The sequence below is a fragment of the Streptomyces sp. NPDC091387 genome (assembly GCF_044756945.1).
GTDB lineage: Bacteria > Actinomycetota > Actinomycetes > Streptomycetales > Streptomycetaceae > Streptomyces.
Genome location: NZ_JBIVTZ010000001.1, coordinates 742,459 through 758,809, shown reverse-complemented (window position 1 = coordinate 758,809; position 16,351 = coordinate 742,459). Strand labels below are relative to the sequence as shown.

The window sequence follows — 16,351 nt, the reverse complement described above, 5'->3', positions numbered from 1 at the left end:
ATGAAGGATTCCGCATCCCCTGTCCACGCGCTTTGGCAAGCCTTTGGCCGGACACGGTCTCGTGACTTGCAGGACACGCTCGCGCAACGGAAGCGTCTTCAAGTCTTGACACCCACCCCTCCCAGGCAGGAACCTTCCGACATCGACGCATGGGAGCGCTCCCACATCGCAGGAGGATTTCTCGTGCGAACGGCACTGCCCGTGTCCTCCCCCCTGAACCACCTGGCACCCGCACCCACCAGCGCGTATGTCACGCAGTCAGAACGCCAGTCCCACCCTGGAACAAGGAGTAGTGGAATGCGTATCACCCGCACCGTCGCCGGCCGAAGCCGCAAAGCCGCGGTTCTGGTCACCACGGGCCTGACAGCCTCGGCCCTGATGCTGACCGGCTGCAGCAGCGACTCGGACTCATCGGACACGAGCTCCGATGCGAACGGGAAGATCACGCTGACCGTCGCCGACTACGGGCAGTTCGGCTACAAGGAAGCCGGCCTCTTCGACAAGTACCACGAGCTGCACCCGAACATCACGGTGAAGGAAGACACCACCGCCGAAGAGCAGAAGTACTACCCGAAGCTGCTCCAGCAGCTGAACTCGGGCAGCGGACTGGCCGACGTCCAGGGTCTCGAGGTCGGCCGGATCAAGGAGATCGTCGACACCAAGGCGGACCAGTTCGCCGACCTCAGCAAGGTGATCGACGTCAACGAGTGGGTGTCCTGGAAGGAGAAGCAGGCCACCACCAAGGACGGCAAGGTGATCGGCGCGGGCACCGACATCGGCCCGATGTCGCTCTGCTACAACACAGAGCTCTTCAAGAAGGCCGGTCTGCCGACCGACCGCGAGGACGTCGCCGCCAAGATCGCCGGTGGCTGGGAGGACTACCTCAAGCTCGGCGAGGAGTTCAAGAAGAAGGCGCCCGCGGGCACGTACTTCATGGACTCCGCCAGCGCGATGTTCAACGCCGTGGTCAGCTCGAACGCGAAGCAGTACTACGACGAGTCCGGCAAGCCGATCTACAAGGACAGCCCCAGCGTCAAGCAGGGCTGGGACCTCTCCGCGGAGGCGGCGGACAAGAAGCTGACCCAGGGCCTCGCCCAGTTCGGCGACCCGTGGAAGGCCGCCCTGCGCAAGGGCACCATGGCCACCGTGGTCTGCCCCGCCTGGATGGCCGGTCAGATCTCGCTCGCCGCGGGTGACGGCAACAAGGGCAAGTGGGACATCACCACCGCCCCCGGCAAGACCACGGCCAACTGGGGCGGCTCCTTCCTCGGTGTGCCGAAGTCCGGCAAGAACGTCGACGAGGCCGGCAAGCTCGTCAAGTGGCTGACCGCCCCCGAGCAGCAGGCCGCCGTCTTCAAGGCGATCGGTGTCTTCCCGTCCAACAAGGGCGCGTACGACCTGCCCGACGTGAAGAACGGCACGCTCCCGTACTTCAACGACGCCCCGATCGGCCAGATCTACGCCGACGAGGCCAAGTCCATCCCCGAGACCGTTCTCGGCCCGAAGGACGCCGCCATCAAGGACAGCATCTCCACGCAGATCAACAACATGGAGCAGCGTGGCACCAAGCCGGACGCGGCGTGGGAGGCAGCGACCAAGGCCATTGACAAGGTGATCGGCTGACAGTCGCAGCAGCGGGCGGCCCCCGGGCCGCCCGCGCCTGCGTGTCCCCGTCCCGCGCGGGCGCGGCCCGTCTCCCGGCGGGCTTGCGCGGGGTGGCCGGGAACCTCCCGGCCACCCCGCGCAAGCCCACCGCGGACAGCGCCCCCCGTACCCGGGCAACCAAGCAATCCAGGGAAGGACTCCCGCCCGTGGCCACCTCGACTCCCACCCGGGACGCATACGCCCCGCCACCGCGCGGCTCCCAGAAGAAGCCGGTGAACGCCCGTCGCCAGACGTGGCGGAGCCGGATCTGGCGGTTCGACGACAAGGCGTCGCCGTACGCCTACATAGCCCCGTTCTTCCTCATCTTCGGCGCCTTCGGGCTCTATCCGCTGATCTACACCGGGTGGATCGCCCTGCACCGGGTCGAGATGACCGGGCTGGACCAGATGGAATGGGTCGGCTGGGGCAACTTCGACACGATCCTGCACGACGCGGAGTTCTGGACCGCCGTCAGCAACACCTTCCTGATCGGTGTCATGTCGACGGTCCCGCAGCTGCTCGTCGCACTGGGTCTGGCCCATCTGCTGAACTACAAGCTCCGCGCCAGCACCTTCTGGCGGACGATCATCCTCACCCCGTACGCCACCTCGGTGGCCTCCGCGGCCCTCGTCTTCGCCCTCGTCTTCCGGGCCGACGGCGGCCTGCTGAACTGGGTGCTGCACTTCGTCGGCCTCGGTGACACCAACTGGGCCAACGGGCACTGGACGTCCAAGATCGCCATCTCGGTCATCGTCATCTGGCGCTGGACCGGCTACAACACCCTGATCTACCTGGCGGCAATGCAGGCCGTGCCCACCGACCTGTACGAGGCCGCCTCGCTCGACGGCGCCTCGCGCTGGCAGCAGTTCCGCAAGGTGACCATCCCCTCGCTGCGGCCCACGATCCTCTTCACGATCGTCATCTCGACCATCGGTTCCATGCAGCTGTTCGGTGAGCCCCTGCTCCTGGAGGGCGGCACGCTCGGCGCGACCGGCGGAAACGAGAATCAGTACGAGACCCTCAGCATCTACCTCTACAACTACGGCTGGAACCTGGGGCATCTCGGTCCGGCCGCCGCAGTGGCCTGGGCGATGCTCGCCCTCCTGCTGATCATCGCCGCGGTCAACTGGCTCTTCGGCCGCTTCGTACGCAAATCCGCGGTCTGACCGGGAGCGAATTCCATGACCATGACCAGCCCCACCCAAGTGCCGGAGCTCGGCCTCCCGGCACGCACCCCACACCGCACGCCGAAGCGCGCGAGCCGCTTCAAGCCCGGCGCGGGCAAGCAGCTGCAGGGCGGCCCGTTCGCCTACATCGCGCTGGCCGTCGTCGGCATCGGCTCACTGCTCCCGCTGTACTGGACCCTGGTGGCCGCGTCCCACACCCAGGACGAAGTACTGGCCTCCACCCCGCCGTTCCTGCCGGGCGGCCGGCTGATGCACAACCTCGACGCCGCCTGGAACCAGGCCCACCTGGGCAAGGCGATCGTCAACACCTTCATCGTCTCCTCCTGCATCACGGCGGCGACGCTCTTCTTCTGCACCCTGGCCGGCTACGCCTTCGCCAAGATGCGGTTCCGCGGCCGTGGTGCCCTGATGACCGGCGTCATCATGACCCTGACGATCCCGCCGCAGCTCAGCGTGGTCCCGCTGTTCATGATGATGGCCGACCTCGGCTGGGGCGGAAGCCTGGAGTCGGTGATCTTCCCGACCCTGGTCAGCGCGTTCGGCGTGTTCTTCATGCGGCAGTACCTGAGCGAGGCGCTCCCGTACGAGCTGATCGAGGCCGCCAAGATCGACGGAGCGAACAACTTCCGCATCGTGCTGAGCATCGTCCTCCCGGTGGCCCGCCCCGCGATGATGGTGCTCGGCATGCTCACCTTCGTCCAGGCGTGGAACGACTTCTTCTGGCCCTACCTCGCACTGAACCAGCAGAACCCCACGCTCCAGGTGGCCCTCGGCCAGCTGAGCGCCTCCTACACCCCCGACCAGAGCATCGTGATGGCCGGCGCGCTGATCAGCACGCTGCCGCTGCTCGTGGTGTTCGTGCTCTTCGGAAAGCGGATCGTCGGCGGGATCATGTCCGGCGCCGTCAAGGGCTGACACCCCGTCGACTTCCGTCTCCGGAAGCCCCGTACGGCCCGTACCCGACCGCGGGCCGTACGGGCTCCGGAGTTCCACCTCCCCCCTGCCCCTGTCCGTCCACACCTGGGAGCGCTCCCGCATGACTGCTGTACGACCCGACATCGCCCCGAAGCAGGCGCCCGAGGCAACGAGATTCCCGACAGGCTTCGTCTGGGGGGCGGCCACCGCCGCCTACCAGGTCGAGGGCGCCGCGGCCGAGGACGGCCGCACCCCCTCCATCTGGGACACCTTCAGCCGTACGCCGGGCAAGGTCCGCAACGGCGACACCGGCGACATCGCCGCCGATCACTACCACCTCTACCGCGACGACGTCGCGCTGATGAAGCGGCTCGGACTGAAGGCGTACCGTTTCTCCATCTCCTGGTCCCGGGTGCAGCCCACCGGGCGCGGCCCCGCCGTCGAACGCGGCCTGGACTTCTACCGCAAGCTCGTCGACGAGCTGCTCGAAGCCGGCATCGCCCCGGTGGCCACCCTCTACCACTGGGACCTGCCCCAGGAGCTGGAGGACGCCGGCGGCTGGCCGCAGCGGGTGACCACCGACCGGTTCGCCGACTACGCCGCGATCATGGCCGGAGCCCTCGGTGACCGCGTCACGACGTGGACCACCTTCAACGAGCCGTGGTGCTCGGCCTTCCTCGGATACGGCTCCGGTGTGCACGCCCCCGGCCGCACCGAGCCCGCCTCCGCCCTGCGGGCGGCCCATCACCTCAACCTCGCCCATGGCCGGGCGATCGAGGTCCTGCGCGGTCAACTCCCCGCTGCCGCGCAGACCTCGGTCACCCTCAACCTCCACCAGGTCCGCCCGCTCACCACGAGCGCGGCCGACGCCGACGCGGCCCGCCGGATCGACGCGGTGGGCAACCGGATCTTCACCGGCCCGATGCTGCGCGGCGAGTACCCCGAGGACCTGATCGCAGACACCCGCCACCTGGTGGACTGGTCGACGCTCGTCCAGGACGGCGACCTGGCCGCCATCTCCCGCCCGATCGACGTCCTCGGCGTCAACTACTACACGCCGACGCTGGTCTCCACCCCCGACAAGGGGGCAGGCAGCTTCCGCAACGACGGTCACGGCGCCAGCGACTACTCCCCGTGGCCCGGCTCAGAGCACGTCGCCTTCCACCTCGCGGAGGGCAAGCAGCGCACCGCGATGAACTGGGCGATCGACCCGGACGGGCTGTACAACCTGCTCATGGACACCAGCCGGGACCACCCGGAGATGCCGCTGATGGTCACCGAGAACGGCGCGGCGTTCGAGGACTACGTCTCGCCCGAGGGCCGGGTGGAGGACCCCGAGCGGATCGCGTACCTGCACGGCCACCTGGACGCCGTGCAGCGCGCGGTGGCCGACGGCGCCGACGTCCGCGGCTACTTCCTGTGGTCGCTGATGGACAACTTCGAGTGGGCGTACGGCTATTCGAAGCGCTTCGGCACCGTGTACGTCGACTACGCCTCCCAGCGCCGCATCCCCAAGGCGAGCGCCCACTGGTACGCCGACGTGATCCGGCACCACGCCCTGCCGCCGACCGGCCCTTCCTGAGGTGAGGCCGGTCAACACCCGCTGACCTGGCGGAGGTTGACCGGCACCGCCCGACCAGGTGCCACCCCTGAGACCCGGCCCCGTGCCGGGTCTCAGCCATGTCCGGACACCGGCCGCGCGCGGCCGCGCCCCCGTCCCGCGTGTTCCGCTTGACCACGCGCGTAGAGTGGGAGCGCTCCCACGGTGGGGGCGGGGGAGCGGCCGACCGGTCCCGTCGAGTGTCAAGAGAGCCAACACCAGGACTTGGTTTGGTTATCCGACTGTGAGAAATTGACCGCGAACGGGAGGCAGCCATGACGGCAGCGCGAGTACGGAGCGGGGGCCGGCCCACGCTAGAGGAAGTCGCGGCACGGGCGGGAGTGGGGCGGGGCACGGCCTCACGGGTCATCAACGGCTCACCGCGGGTCAGCGCGCACACCCGGGAGGCGGTGGAGGCGGCCGTCGCCGAACTGGGCTACGTACCCAACCGCGCCGCCCGCGCCCTGGCCGGGAACCGTACGGACGCCATCGCGCTCGTGGTGCCGGAGTCGGAGAGCCGCTTCTTCGCGGAGCCCTACTTCTCCGACATCGTCCGCGGGGTCGGCGCGGCGCTGGCCGACACCGAGATGCAACTGCTGCTCACCCTCGTCGGCAGCGACCGCGAACGCCGCAGGCTGGCCCAGTACCTGACCGCGCACCGCGTGGACGGCGTGCTGCTGGTCTCGGTGCACGCCGACGACCCGCTGCCCGACCTGCTGGAGCAGCTGGGCATGCCCGCCGTGATGAACGGCCGCAGGTCCGCCACGGAGCCGCTGCCCTCGGTCGACTCCGACAACTTCGAGGGTGCCCGCAGCGCCGTCGAGCACCTCGCCTCCCGGGGCCGCCGCTCGATCGCCACCATCACCGGGCGGCTGGACGTCTACGCCTCCCAGCGGCGCCTGGACGGGTACCGCAAGGCGGTCTCCGAGGCCGGTCTCGAACCGGACGAGCGGCTGATCGCCCTCGCCGACTTCTCCGAGGAGGGCGGCGTCCGGGCCATGCGCGAACTGCTCGACCGCCGCCCGGACGTGGACGCGGTCTTCGCCGCGTCCGACCTGATGGCCGCAGGAGCCCGCCAGGTGCTCCGCGAGGCCGGCCGGAGGATCCCGGACGACGTGGCCCTCATCGGCTTCGACGACTCGGCCGTGGCCCGCCACATGGACCCCGCGCTGACGAGCGTGCGGCAGCCGATCGAGGAGATGGGGCGCACGATGACCCGGGTGCTCCTCGACATGATCGCGGGCAAGAGCGACGACCGGCCGCAGATCGTGCTCCCGACGGAACTGGTGGTCCGGGACTCGTCGTGAGGCGGGGGCGGCGGTTCCTCAGCGCCGCTGCTCTGCCGGGATCTCGCACAGCACCTTGTGGACGAGGATCGTGATTCCCGGCCCGGTCGCGCCCGGAATGTCGTAGGACTCGGAGTCCTCGGGCCTCATCGGCTGGTCACACCGGGCGCAGATCATGTCCGGAACCTCCTCCACGTCCGGCGCAGCCGGGCTCCGGACGGGCAGGCTCGGCCCTTGTCGCATGCTGCGCAGCGCACGGTGTGGCCGAGCAGGAGCCGGTACGCCCACGACTCCGCGCGGTCCGGACCCGGCAGGAGTGCCGCGGGCACAGGGTGCTTCGACGGATCTGCTCCGGCGCGGCCCGCCGCGCCTCGACGAGGTGGCGCAGGGCGGCGTCGACGTGCCCGGTCTCCATCTCGACAGTGGCGCGGTCGACGAGGAACCGGGCGCGCCGTGAGGCCAGTGTCGCCGCAGGCGGCTTGACCATCCGTGCCTGCCTCGGCGCGTCGTCGTACCTCCGCATCGTGATGGCGGCACCCATCTCGTGGAGTGCGACGTTCATGTGGCCGAAGGGGAGCCAGTGAACCTCGGGTCTGCCTCGGCGGCGAGTGCTGTGACCGGCCTGTCGGTCACGGGTTCCTGAACGAGGTCGTACAGATCGAGAGCCTCGCGGACCGGGCCCAGCAGGGCGGCGAGGCGTCCTCGTCGCACTTCGGGTACCTGGGGGAGCCCCTGGAGCACGGCAGCGTCGATGCCGAGGGCTGCAGCGACCGCGCAGACAAAGGCGTCTGTGGCCGGTCGAGCCCCGCACTCGACCTGGTTGAGCGGGCTGTGGGAGTACGGGAGGCGCGCGGCCAGTTCCCGCCGGCTGAGGCGGGCAAGCATGCGCTGCTCCTTGATGCGGGCACCTGCGTGGTTGTCGTCCAGGGTGGGCATGCCGGTCTCCGTTCCTGACGCGTGACCGGAAACGCTAGTCGCGTACGCCCATGTTGGGACCCGCATCGCCCTGGACTCCACCGGTTCGGGGGGCAGTTGCGTGTCCTGGGTCCGGCGGGTGGGATGGGGGCATGGAGACCCTGTACCTGTTCGGCTGTGCCGCCCCTCCCGTCTTCGACGCAGCCCGGGTGGTGCAGAACGCTCAGGCCCGTGGCTGGGACGTGTGCCTCGGCCTGACGCCGACGGCCGCGGTGGCTGGAGCCGCAATTGCCGGAGCTGGAACGGCTGACCGGGCGCCCGGTGCGGTCGGAGTGCAAAGTGCCGGGCAAGCCGGATGTGTGGCCCGGGGCGGACGCGATCCTGGTGGCGCCGGCCACGTTCAACACGGTCAATGAATGGGCGCTCGGCCTGACCTCGAAATTTGTGGTGGGTGTCGTGGCGGAGGCCATCGGGAAGCAGATCCCGACGGTGGCCATGCCGTGTGTGAACGCCGCATATGTGCGGCACCCGGCCTTCGACCGGTCGGTGGATGTGCTGCGGGACGCTGGAGTGACGATGCTGTACGGCCCGGGTGGGTTCGTCCTCAACCAGCCGGGGGAGCGGCGGGCGGACGGCTTCCCCTGGGGTGTGGCACTCGACGCGATCGAGAACGTCCGGGGGCGCCCCCGGACCGGCCCATGATCCGGGCGGGGGCCCGGCCCCCGGGGGCGCCAGGACGGCGGAACAAGGGAAAGGCCCCGGTCGATGACCGGGGCCTTTCCTGTGAGGGTGAGTAACGGGACTCGAACCCGCGACATCCTGGACCACAACCAGGTGCTCTACCGTCTGAGCTATACCCACCATGTCCGGGCGTTTCCGACCGGCCGAGAAAAAGTGTACAGGGTCCGGGAGGGTGCTCGCGCCCTCATTGTTCTGCCGCCGGTCCCGGCCCCCGAAAGGGCCGTGACCAGCGGTTTTCTCAAGGACCTAGGCCGAGGGCTGCGACACGCGCGCGGCGATCGACTTCGCGCGCTCGGAGTCCGGTCCCGGCTGCGGGACGAAAACCGCCTCGCGGTAGTAACGCAGCTCCGTGATGGAGTCGCGGATGTCCGCGAGCGCCCGGTGGTTGCCGTTCTTTTCCGGGCTGTTGAAATACGCCCTCGGGAACCAGCGGCGGGCCAGCTCCTTGACCGAGGAGACATCGACGATCCGGTAGTGGAGGTAGCCCTCCAGCGACGGCATGTCGCGCAGCAGGAAGCCGCGGTCGGTGCCGACCGTGTTCCCGCAGAGCGGGGCCTTGCCGGGCTCCTTCACGTGCTCGCGGACATAGGCCAGGACCCGTTCCTCGGCGTCGGCCAGGGTGGTGCCCCCGGCCAGCTCGTCGAGCAGGCCCGAGGCGGTGTGCATCTGCCGCACCACCTCGGGCATGGTCTCCAGGGCCGCGTCCGGCGGGCGGATCACGATGTCCACCCCGTCGCCGAGCACGTTCAACTCCGAGTCGGTGACCAGTGCGGCCACCTCGATGAGTGCGTCTTCCGTCAACGAGAGCCCGGTCATCTCGCAGTCGATCCACACCATGCGGTCGTTCATGCGCCCCACCCTACGGGGCGCTCCGCTGACCCGGCAGGGCCGGGCGTCCTGCCGTGTACGCGTCGGAGCCCTGCCTCCCGTGTTCGGCGCGGCCCGTGTCCAGCGCTGCCGGGGCAGCGGCGGACTGGCCCGCGGGAGCCGTCGCGGCGGTGCGGCGGTTCGCGGGACTGCCCTGGGCGGGCACCACCTGCTCGGTGACCGGGGCGACCGGCTCCGGACCTCCGCCCTGCGGACGGCGGGCCCGGTAGGCGGCCCGGTACGCGGCGGGGGAGGAGCCCAGCTGACGCCGGAAGTGTCCGCGCAGCGCGACCGGCGAGCGGAAGCCGCAGCGGCCCGCGACCTCGTCGACCGAGTAGTCGGACGTCTCCAGCAGCCGCTGCGCCTGCAGCACCCGCTGGGTGATGAGCCACTGGAGCGGTGCGCTGCCGGTGAGCGAGCGGAACCTCCGGTCGAAGGTCCGCCGGCTCATGTAGGCGCGCGCGGCGAGCGTCTCCACGTCGAACTGCTCGTGCAGATGCTCCAGTGCCCAGGCCACGACCTCGGCGAGCGGGTCGGAGCCGATCTCTTCAGGTAAAGACCTGTCGAGGTAGCGCTCCTGACCGCCACTGCGTCGCGGCGGCACGACGAGCCGGCGGGCGAGTGCCCCGGCGGCCTCCGTGCCGTGGTCCGAGCGCACTATGTGCAGGCAGAGATCGATGCCCGCCGCTGTGCCCGCGGAGGTGAGCACATCGCCGTCGTCGACGAACAGTTCGCGCGGATCGACGTGGACCGACGGATAGCGCTTGGCCAGCGTCGGCGCGTACATCCAGTGCGTGGTCGCCGGGCGGCCGTCGAGCAGTCCGGCCGCGGCGAGGACGAAGGCCCCCGTGCACAGCCCGACGATTCGGGCGCCCTCCTCGTGGGCGCGGCGCAGTGCGTCCAGTGCCTCCACGGGCGGTGGCGAGGTGATGGAGCGCCAGGCGGGCACCACGACGGTGCCGGCCCTGCTGATCGCCTCCAGCCCGTAGGGCGCGGTGAGTTCGAGTCCCCCTGTGGTGCGCAGCGGCCCTTCTTCGCCGCTGCACACGAGTAGCCGGTAGCGCGGAACTCCCGCGTCCTGGCGGTCGATACCGAATACGGAGAGCGGAATGGAGCTCTCGAAGATGGGGCCACCGCTGAACAGCAGTACGGCCACGACCTCTCGGCGCCGGCGCCCGCTCAGCTTCCGTACAGCCTCCGTTGCGGTGGCGGAGTCCTGGCTCATGACGCTAAGCCCCCCTCGGTGTTCGCGTCTTCCTGGTCCTTACGGGCCTGTCGCACCTGCACATGTCCCCTCGGTCGTGCACGAGTCCCCAGCCTTCGACACCCAAGATCGAATCTACTGCGTCCCGTGGTGCCGTCGTGACAAGTTCACCAACCGGCTTTATGTCGACAAGGCAACCTGGCGGGAAGCATTCGATCACGAAGCGTTTCACTCGTGAGTCGTGCAGGGAAGTACGCCTGGCGTTCATGGCCCGTCCCCGTTGGGTGGAAGCGTACCGCGCGGTCTCTTCCTGCCTGCTGGCAAGGGGGTTGATCGGCCATTTCGACAAGGAATCGACCTGCGCATGAAGTTGGCTGAAAACATACGGTCGCGTGTGCGGAAATCAGTCGTTCAACCGGCGCACGCCCCGAAGGGGCGGCCGCCTCGATACGCCCCCTCGGCCGGTCGGGAGTTGGGGCGGCCGGTGCCAGTGGGTGGCCGGACGCCGGCCGGGGGCCGTGCCGGCGGCCGATCGCGCGGCGGGTTCCGGACGGGTGGGCGGGGTGTGTTCGGACGCGGGATCGCGCTCCTGAGTCGTCCGGTTGCGCCGAGGTCGGTACCGGACGGTCGGCGAACCCGGTCCCGGGCCCGTGGGCGGCGCGCTGCGGGGCGGTGGAGCCGGTCGGCCGGCCCGGCCCCCGCCGGTCGCCGATCGCGGCCGTACGGCTCCCGTGACGTCGGTGTACAGCGCAGCCGGCATTGCCATACGGGGCGGTCTCGGGCATGCTCCGTGAAACGTCGCGCGCGCTTTGCGCGGGTCTGGGCTGTGGAGGAGTGGCGCCGTACCCTTGGGGGTAAGGGGTTGGGAAGATGATTCCCGGACACCGCCACACCGCCCACTGACGCAGCTCCCCAAGCAGCTCTCCTCACGAGGACTCTCTTCGCCGAGACACCGATGGCCGGTCACGAAATCCCCGAACCCGCGGACCGCAAGCAGGTAGCCGACCCCGAGTCGGGCCCGCAGGCGGCCGAAGAAACACGTCATTCCTGCGATCCCGCGTTCCGGCACGGGGTCGTCGTCGGCTTCGACGGCTCGACCTCCAGTGAGCGAGCCCTCGCCTACGCCATCGGCATGGCCCGAAGATCCGGCTCCGGCCTGATCATCGTCCATGTCGCCAACAGGCTCCCGACCACCGTCTGGGCAGGCTGCGAGCCGCCCGTATTCGTCGACGTGCCCGATCACCGCACCGAGGTGCTCGGCCTGGAGCTCGCCTGCGCGGACTACCTCACCGAGGTGCCGTGGGTGCTCGTGGAGCGCGGCGGGGACATCTGCCACGAGCTGGAGGAGGTCGGCCGGGAGTACTCGGCCGACGCGATCGTGGTGGGTTCCACGCAGGGGATCGTCGGCCGGATCTTCGGCTCGGTGGCGGGCCGGCTGGCGCGGCGCGCCCAGCGCCCGGTCGTCGTCATCCCGTAGCCCGTTCTTCCCTCACTCTTTCGAGGCACTGTCCGCCCGCCGTCCGGAACATCCGGGGCGGGCGGTCTCGTTCCGGCCGCCGCTCCGGAGCCCGGTGGCGTCAACTCGACTACGAAAACAGCGGGATGAAAGAGACTACCGATCCGTAGATGTGGATTGTGTCCTTGTGAAGGGTGCATAAAAGTCACGGGCGGCAGCGCGATTGCATGTGAATCCGCCCGCGCGGAAGAGCGGCCCCGCGCCCACGTCAGGTGGGTGCGGAGCCGCTCCTGGCCGGTCGGTGGCGGGCCGCTACTCGACGGTGACGGACTTCGCCAGGTTGCGCGGCTTGTCGATGTCCCGGCCCATGGCAAGGGCCGTGTGGTACGCGAAGAGCTGGAGCGGGATGCCCATCAGGATCGGGTCCAGCTCGTTCTCGTTCTTCGGCACGACGATGGTGTGGTCGGCCTTCTCCTGCACATGGTGGGCCACGGCGAGGATGCGGCCGCTGCGGGCCTTGATCTCCTCCATCGCGGCGCGGTTCTTCTCCAGCAGGTCGTCGTCCGGCACGATCGCCACGGTCGGCATCGCGGGCTCGATCAGCGCGAGCGGCCCGTGCTTCAGCTCGGAGGCCGGGTAGGCCTCCGCGTGGATGTACGAGACCTCCTTGAGCTTCAGCGAGGCCTCCCGGGCGACGGGGTAGCCGCGGACCCGGCCGATGAACATCATCGACTTGGCGTCCGCGTACTCCGCGGCCAGCCTCTTGATCTCGTCCTCGTTGTCGAGGATCTCGCTGATCTGGGCGGGCAGCCGGCGCAGCCCCGCGATGATCCGCTTGCCGTCGGCGACCGACAGGTCCCGGATCCGGCCCAGGTGCAGGGCGAGCAGTGCGAACGCGACGACGGTGTTGGTGAAGCACTTGGTGGAGACGACACACACCTCGGGGCCGGCGTGCACGTACGTACCGCCGTCGGCCTCCCGGGCGATCGCCGAACCGACGACGTTGACCACGCCGAGCACCCGCGCGCCCTTGCGCTTGAGCTCCTGGACGGCGGCCAGCACGTCGTACGTCTCGCCGGACTGGGAGACCGCGACGTACAGCGTGTCGGGGTCCACCACCGGGTTGCGGTAGCGGAACTCGGAGGCGGGCTCGGCGTCCGCGGGGATGCGGGCGAGCTCCTCGATCAGCTGGGCGCCGATCTGGCCCGCGTGGTACGAGGTGCCGCAGCCCAGGATCTTGATCCGGCGGACCCCGCGCGCCTCGCGGGCGTCCAGGTTGAGGCCGCCCAGGTGGACGGTGGCGAAGCGGTCGTCGATCCGGCCGCGCAGCACCCGGTCGACGGCCTCGGCCTGCTCCGAGATCTCCTTGTGCATGTACGTGTCGTGGCCGCCCATGTCGTACGACTCGGCCTCCCACTCCACGGTGGTCGGCGTGGCCGTCGTGGTCGAGCCCTCCGTCGTGTACGTACGGAAGTCGTCGGCCTTGAGGGTGGCCATCTCGCCGTCGTCCAGGGTGACGACCTGGCGGGTGTGGGCGACCAGGGCGGCGACGTCCGAGGCGACGAACATCTCCTTCTCGCCGATGCCGAGGACGACCGGTGAGCCGTTGCGGGCCACGACGATGCGGTCGTTGAAGTCGGCGTGCATCACGGCGATGCCGTACGTGCCCTCGACCGAGCGCAGTGCCTCGCGGACCTTCTCCTCCAGGGTGTCCGCCTGCGAACGGGCGATCAGGTGGACGAGTACCTCGGTGTCGGTCTCGGAGAGGAAGACGACGCCCTCGGCCTCCAGCCGGGTGCGCAGCTCGGAGGCGTTGTCGATGATCCCGTTGTGGACGACGGCGACCTTGTTCCCGGCGTCCAGGTGCGGGTGGGCGTTCTCGTCGCTCGGGGCGCCGTGGGTGGCCCAGCGGGTGTGGGCGATGCCGGTGGTGCCGGTGAACCGCTTGGGGACCCGGGCCTCCAGCTCGCGGACCCGGCCCTTGGCCTTGACCATCTTCAGCGCGGCGGGCTTACCGGCCGCCGGCTTTCCGGTGATCACGATGCCCGCGGAGTCGTAGCCCCGGTACTCCAGCCGCTGCAGCCCTTCCAGCAGCAGCGGAGCCACATCACGCTTTCCGATATAACCGACGATTCCGCACATAGCGTCTCTGCCCCTCCGTGAATCCGACGACATACAAGCAAGTGGACGTACAAGTGAGTGGGTGCCCGGCCGCGGACCGGTCTCAGCCGTAGACGATGCGGCGCAGCTGCCGGAGCGAGAGCTCCGGCGGCGCGACCGCCCGGTGCGGCAGTTCGGCCGCGATCCGTTCGAAGATCTCCGCGTTGACCAGGCCGCCGGACTGCAGTTCGCGGTGGCGGCGGCGGACGAAGTCCTCGGTCGTCTCGTCGAAGTACGCCAGCACGTCGAGGATCACCCGGGAGGCCTCGCCGCGCTGGAGCGCGGTGCTGCGCACCAGGTGGTCGATGAGGTCGTCGTACGAAGAGCGGCGTTCGAGCACTCGTCGATACTGCGGCGGCAGGGCCTCAAGCGCAACAATTCTGCCCGATATCGGGCATGAGGGGAGGCGAGTGGCTCTCGTTCTGTGTGCCGCGAGGGTTTCGGGGTGTCCCTTGATCGTTCCCCGGGTCGTTCCCTGAATCGGCCGCGTGTCGCTCGCCGGTCCGGGCGGTCGACGGGGCCGCCGGGATGAATTCGGCCATGGGCCCCGGATCGTCGGCCACGTTCCGGCGGGGACAACGCGGGGAAGTGGTCTACACCTTGACCATCCATTGGGTAAGCGGTACGCATGGCGACGGTTCGGTTGGTCAGGAGATCCGCAGATGTGAACCCGTAGAAAGGGACCCGGCTTGTGAGACTGCACACCGCGCGGCGCAGTGCTCTTCCCCGTGCTCTACCCCGTCTTCTCGGCTCGCTGCTCCTCGTCGCGGCGGCCGGTGTCTCCGCCGCGTGCGCGGCGCCCACGGCGTCCGCGGCGGGCAGCGACGACGCGGCCGGGGTGCCGCGTCCGCTCGGCCAGATCGTGCCCGCCCCCGCCTCGGTGAGGCCGGGCGGCTCGCCGTACTCCCTCGACGACGGAACCAGGATCCGGGTCGACGGCTCGTCCGGCGAGGCCCGCAAGATCGGCGAGTACCTGGCGGGTGTGCTGCGCCCGTCCACCGGATACGCCCTGCCGGTCACGGACAAGGACGGTGCCGACGGCATCCGGCTCCGGCTCGGCTCCCGCGACAGCGGGCTGGGCGCGGAGGGGTACACCCTCACGTCCGGCCGCGGTTCCGTCACCATCACCGCCCGCAAGCCGGCAGGGCTCTTCCACGGCGTCCAGACGCTGCGTCAGCTGCTGCCGGCCCGGATCGAGGCGCACAGCCGCCAGAAGGGGCCGTGGAGCGTCGCGGGCGGCAGCCTCACCGACACGCCGCGCTACGGCTACCGGGGCGCGATGCTCGACGTCTCGCGGCACTTCTTCTCGGTCACCGAGGTCAAGCGCTACATCGACCAGATCGCGCTGTACAAGATCAACACGTTCCACCTGCACCTCTCCGACGACCAGGGCTGGCGGATCGCCATCGACTCCTGGCCGAAGCTGGCCACGTACGGCGGCTCGACGGAGGTCGGCGGCGGCACCGGCGGGTACTACACCAAGAGCCAGTACAAGGAGATCGTGAACTACGCGGCCTCCCGCTACCTGGAGGTGGTGCCGGAGATCGACATGCCCAGCCACACCAACGCCGCCCTCGCCTCGTACGCGGACCTGAACTGCGACGGCGTCGCGCCGCCGCTCTACACCGGCATCGAGGTCGGTTTCAGCTCGCTGTGCGCGAACAAGGACGTCACGTACGACTTCATCGACGACGTCATCCGTGAGGTCGCCGCGCTGACCCCCGGCAAGTACCTCCACATCGGCGGTGACGAGGCGCACTCCACCAGCCATGAGGACTACGCGAAGATCATGAACAAGGCGCAGGCCGTCGTCGGCAAGTACGGCAAGACCGTGATGGGCTGGCACCAGCTCACCGGGGCCACGCCGGTCAAGGGCGCGGTCGCCCAGTACTGGGGCTACGACAAGACGAGCGCCGCGGACCGTCAGCAGGTGGCTGACGCCGCGAAGAACGGCACCAAGCTGGTGCTGTCGCCGGCCGACCGGGTGTACCTCGACATGAAGTACACCGAGAAGACCGTGCTGGGCCTGAAGTGGGCCGGTCTGGTCGAGGTCCAGCGCTCCTACGACTGGGACCCGGCGACGTACCTCTCCGGCGCTCCGGCGGACGCGGTCCTGGGGGTCGAGGCGCCGATCTGGGCGGAGACCCTGACGGACAGCGACGACATCGACGCGATGGCGTTCCCGCGGCTGCCCGGAGCGGCGGAGCTGGGCTGGTCCCCGGCGGCGACGCACGACTGGGACACGTACAAGCTGCGGCTGGCCGCGCTCGGGCCGCGGTTCACCGCGATGGGGATCGACTACTACAAGTCGCCGCAGGTGCCGTGGCCGGCGGAGCCGGCTGCGGCGGGGTGACGTGAGGTGATCGGCCGTCCGGC

General features: G+C 69.7%; 14 protein-coding genes, 1 tRNA gene and 1 pseudogene. 9 read left to right on the top strand and 7 right to left on the bottom strand.

Annotated elements, in window-relative coordinates:
• The first annotated feature begins 297 nt into the window (after positions 1 to 297).
• From ACIQM0_RS03505 to ACIQM0_RS03485, 5 genes are all read left to right on the top strand, one after another.
• Entirely contained in the window at positions 298 to 1,623 is a 1,326-nt protein-coding gene (locus ACIQM0_RS03505; RefSeq protein ID WP_401283106.1) for an ABC transporter substrate-binding protein, read from the top strand.
• 188 nt (positions 1,624 to 1,811) lie between these two features.
• Positions 1,812 to 2,810: a carbohydrate ABC transporter permease gene (locus ACIQM0_RS03500; protein ID WP_401283104.1), complete on the top strand. Its 999-nt coding sequence runs from the start codon at positions 1,812 to 1,814 to the stop codon at positions 2,808 to 2,810.
• A 15-nt stretch (positions 2,811 to 2,825) separates the two neighbouring features.
• Entirely contained in the window at positions 2,826 to 3,746 is a 921-nt protein-coding gene (locus ACIQM0_RS03495; RefSeq protein ID WP_401283102.1) for a carbohydrate ABC transporter permease, read from the top strand.
• 121 nt (positions 3,747 to 3,867) lie between these two features.
• Positions 3,868 to 5,328 carry a GH1 family beta-glucosidase gene (locus tag ACIQM0_RS03490; RefSeq protein ID WP_401283100.1) on the top strand — a complete coding sequence of 487 codons (1,461 nt, stop codon included), beginning with the start codon at positions 3,868 to 3,870 and terminating at the stop codon, positions 5,326 to 5,328.
• A 293-nt stretch (positions 5,329 to 5,621) separates the two neighbouring features.
• Complete coding sequence (locus ACIQM0_RS03485; RefSeq protein WP_401283098.1) at positions 5,622 to 6,653, top strand: LacI family DNA-binding transcriptional regulator; 1,032 nt, start codon at positions 5,622 to 5,624, stop codon at positions 6,651 to 6,653.
• Between the two features lie 18 nt (positions 6,654 to 6,671).
• Here the strand turns inward: ACIQM0_RS03485 and ACIQM0_RS03480 are convergent, their stop codons facing one another.
• Positions 6,672 to 6,809, bottom strand: coding sequence for a hypothetical protein (locus ACIQM0_RS03480; protein WP_401283096.1), 138 nt, complete (start codon positions 6,807 to 6,809; stop codon positions 6,672 to 6,674).
• Positions 6,810 to 6,948: 139 nt separating this feature from the next.
• Between ACIQM0_RS03480 and ACIQM0_RS03475 the strand changes: the two genes are divergently transcribed.
• The gene (locus ACIQM0_RS03475) at positions 6,949 to 7,089 is read left to right on the top strand and encodes a hypothetical protein (protein WP_401283094.1); all 141 of its coding nucleotides are present in this window, start codon (positions 6,949 to 6,951) and stop codon (positions 7,087 to 7,089) included.
• 101 nt (positions 7,090 to 7,190) lie between these two features.
• Here the strand turns inward: ACIQM0_RS03475 and ACIQM0_RS03470 are convergent, their stop codons facing one another.
• Positions 7,191 to 7,568 carry a helix-turn-helix domain-containing protein gene (locus ACIQM0_RS03470; protein WP_401283092.1) on the bottom strand — a complete coding sequence of 126 codons (378 nt, stop codon included), beginning with the start codon at positions 7,566 to 7,568 and terminating at the stop codon, positions 7,191 to 7,193.
• A 131-nt stretch (positions 7,569 to 7,699) separates the two neighbouring features.
• Between ACIQM0_RS03470 and ACIQM0_RS03465 the strand changes: the two are divergent.
• Positions 7,700 to 8,249 (top strand): annotated as a pseudogene (locus ACIQM0_RS03465) (flavoprotein).
• Positions 8,250 to 8,335: 86 nt separating this feature from the next.
• Here the strand turns inward: ACIQM0_RS03465 and ACIQM0_RS03460 are convergent.
• From ACIQM0_RS03460 to ACIQM0_RS03450, 3 genes are all read right to left on the bottom strand, one after another.
• A tRNA-His gene (locus ACIQM0_RS03460) sits at positions 8,336 to 8,408 on the bottom strand.
• Positions 8,409 to 8,534: 126 nt separating this feature from the next.
• Positions 8,535 to 9,137 (bottom strand): oligoribonuclease, encoded by a 603-nt coding sequence (gene orn / locus ACIQM0_RS03455; RefSeq protein ID WP_363023343.1) that lies wholly within the window; start codon positions 9,135 to 9,137, stop codon positions 8,535 to 8,537.
• A 10-nt stretch (positions 9,138 to 9,147) separates the two neighbouring features.
• Entirely contained in the window at positions 9,148 to 10,380 is a 1,233-nt protein-coding gene (locus ACIQM0_RS03450; protein WP_401283089.1) for a helix-turn-helix domain-containing protein, read from the bottom strand.
• A 934-nt stretch (positions 10,381 to 11,314) separates the two neighbouring features.
• Here ACIQM0_RS03450 and ACIQM0_RS03445 point away from each other — a divergent pair.
• Positions 11,315 to 11,836, top strand: a complete 522-nt coding sequence (locus tag ACIQM0_RS03445) for a universal stress protein (RefSeq protein ID WP_123471258.1) — start codon at positions 11,315 to 11,317, stop codon at positions 11,834 to 11,836.
• A 291-nt stretch (positions 11,837 to 12,127) separates the two neighbouring features.
• Here ACIQM0_RS03445 and glmS read toward each other — a convergent pair whose 3' ends face one another.
• Together glmS and ACIQM0_RS03435 are read right to left on the bottom strand one after the other, a co-directional pair.
• On the bottom strand, positions 12,128 to 13,957 hold the full coding sequence (glmS, locus tag ACIQM0_RS03440) for a glutamine--fructose-6-phosphate transaminase (isomerizing) (protein WP_401283087.1): 1,830 nt from the start codon (positions 13,955 to 13,957) through the stop codon (positions 12,128 to 12,130).
• An 82-nt stretch (positions 13,958 to 14,039) separates the two neighbouring features.
• Positions 14,040 to 14,315 (bottom strand): hypothetical protein, encoded by a 276-nt coding sequence (locus tag ACIQM0_RS03435; RefSeq protein WP_024489833.1) that lies wholly within the window; start codon positions 14,313 to 14,315, stop codon positions 14,040 to 14,042.
• Positions 14,316 to 14,666: 351 nt separating this feature from the next.
• Between ACIQM0_RS03435 and ACIQM0_RS03430 the strand changes: the two genes are divergently transcribed.
• A complete protein-coding gene (locus tag ACIQM0_RS03430; RefSeq protein WP_401283084.1) occupies positions 14,667 to 16,328 on the top strand; it encodes a beta-N-acetylhexosaminidase in 1,662 nt (553 codons plus the stop codon).
• Positions 16,329 to 16,351: the final 23 nt, after the last annotated feature.

Bases quoted from the DNA above. Each gene is read 5' to 3' on its own strand.
- ACIQM0_RS03505 (WP_401283106.1), top strand. From the start codon at position 298: ATGCGTATCACCCGCACCGTCGCCGGCCGAAGCCGCAAAGCCGCGGTT.
- ACIQM0_RS03495 (WP_401283102.1), top strand. From the start codon at position 2,826: ATGACCATGACCAGCCCCACCCAAGTGCCGGAGCTCGGCCTCCCGGCA.
- ACIQM0_RS03490 (WP_401283100.1), top strand. From the start codon at position 3,868: ATGACTGCTGTACGACCCGACATCGCCCCGAAGCAGGCGCCCGAGGCA.
- ACIQM0_RS03485 (WP_401283098.1), top strand. From the start codon at position 5,622: ATGACGGCAGCGCGAGTACGGAGCGGGGGCCGGCCCACGCTAGAGGAA.
- ACIQM0_RS03480 (WP_401283096.1), bottom strand. From the start codon at position 6,809: ATGATCTGCGCCCGGTGTGACCAGCCGATGAGGCCCGAGGACTCCGAG.
- ACIQM0_RS03470 (WP_401283092.1), bottom strand. From the start codon at position 7,568: ATGCCCACCCTGGACGACAACCACGCAGGTGCCCGCATCAAGGAGCAG.
- orn (WP_363023343.1), bottom strand. From the start codon at position 9,137: ATGAACGACCGCATGGTGTGGATCGACTGCGAGATGACCGGGCTCTCG.
- ACIQM0_RS03450 (WP_401283089.1), bottom strand. From the start codon at position 10,380: ATGAGCCAGGACTCCGCCACCGCAACGGAGGCTGTACGGAAGCTGAGC.
- ACIQM0_RS03445 (WP_123471258.1), top strand. From the start codon at position 11,315: ATGGCCGGTCACGAAATCCCCGAACCCGCGGACCGCAAGCAGGTAGCC.
- glmS (WP_401283087.1), bottom strand. From the start codon at position 13,957: ATGTGCGGAATCGTCGGTTATATCGGAAAGCGTGATGTGGCTCCGCTG.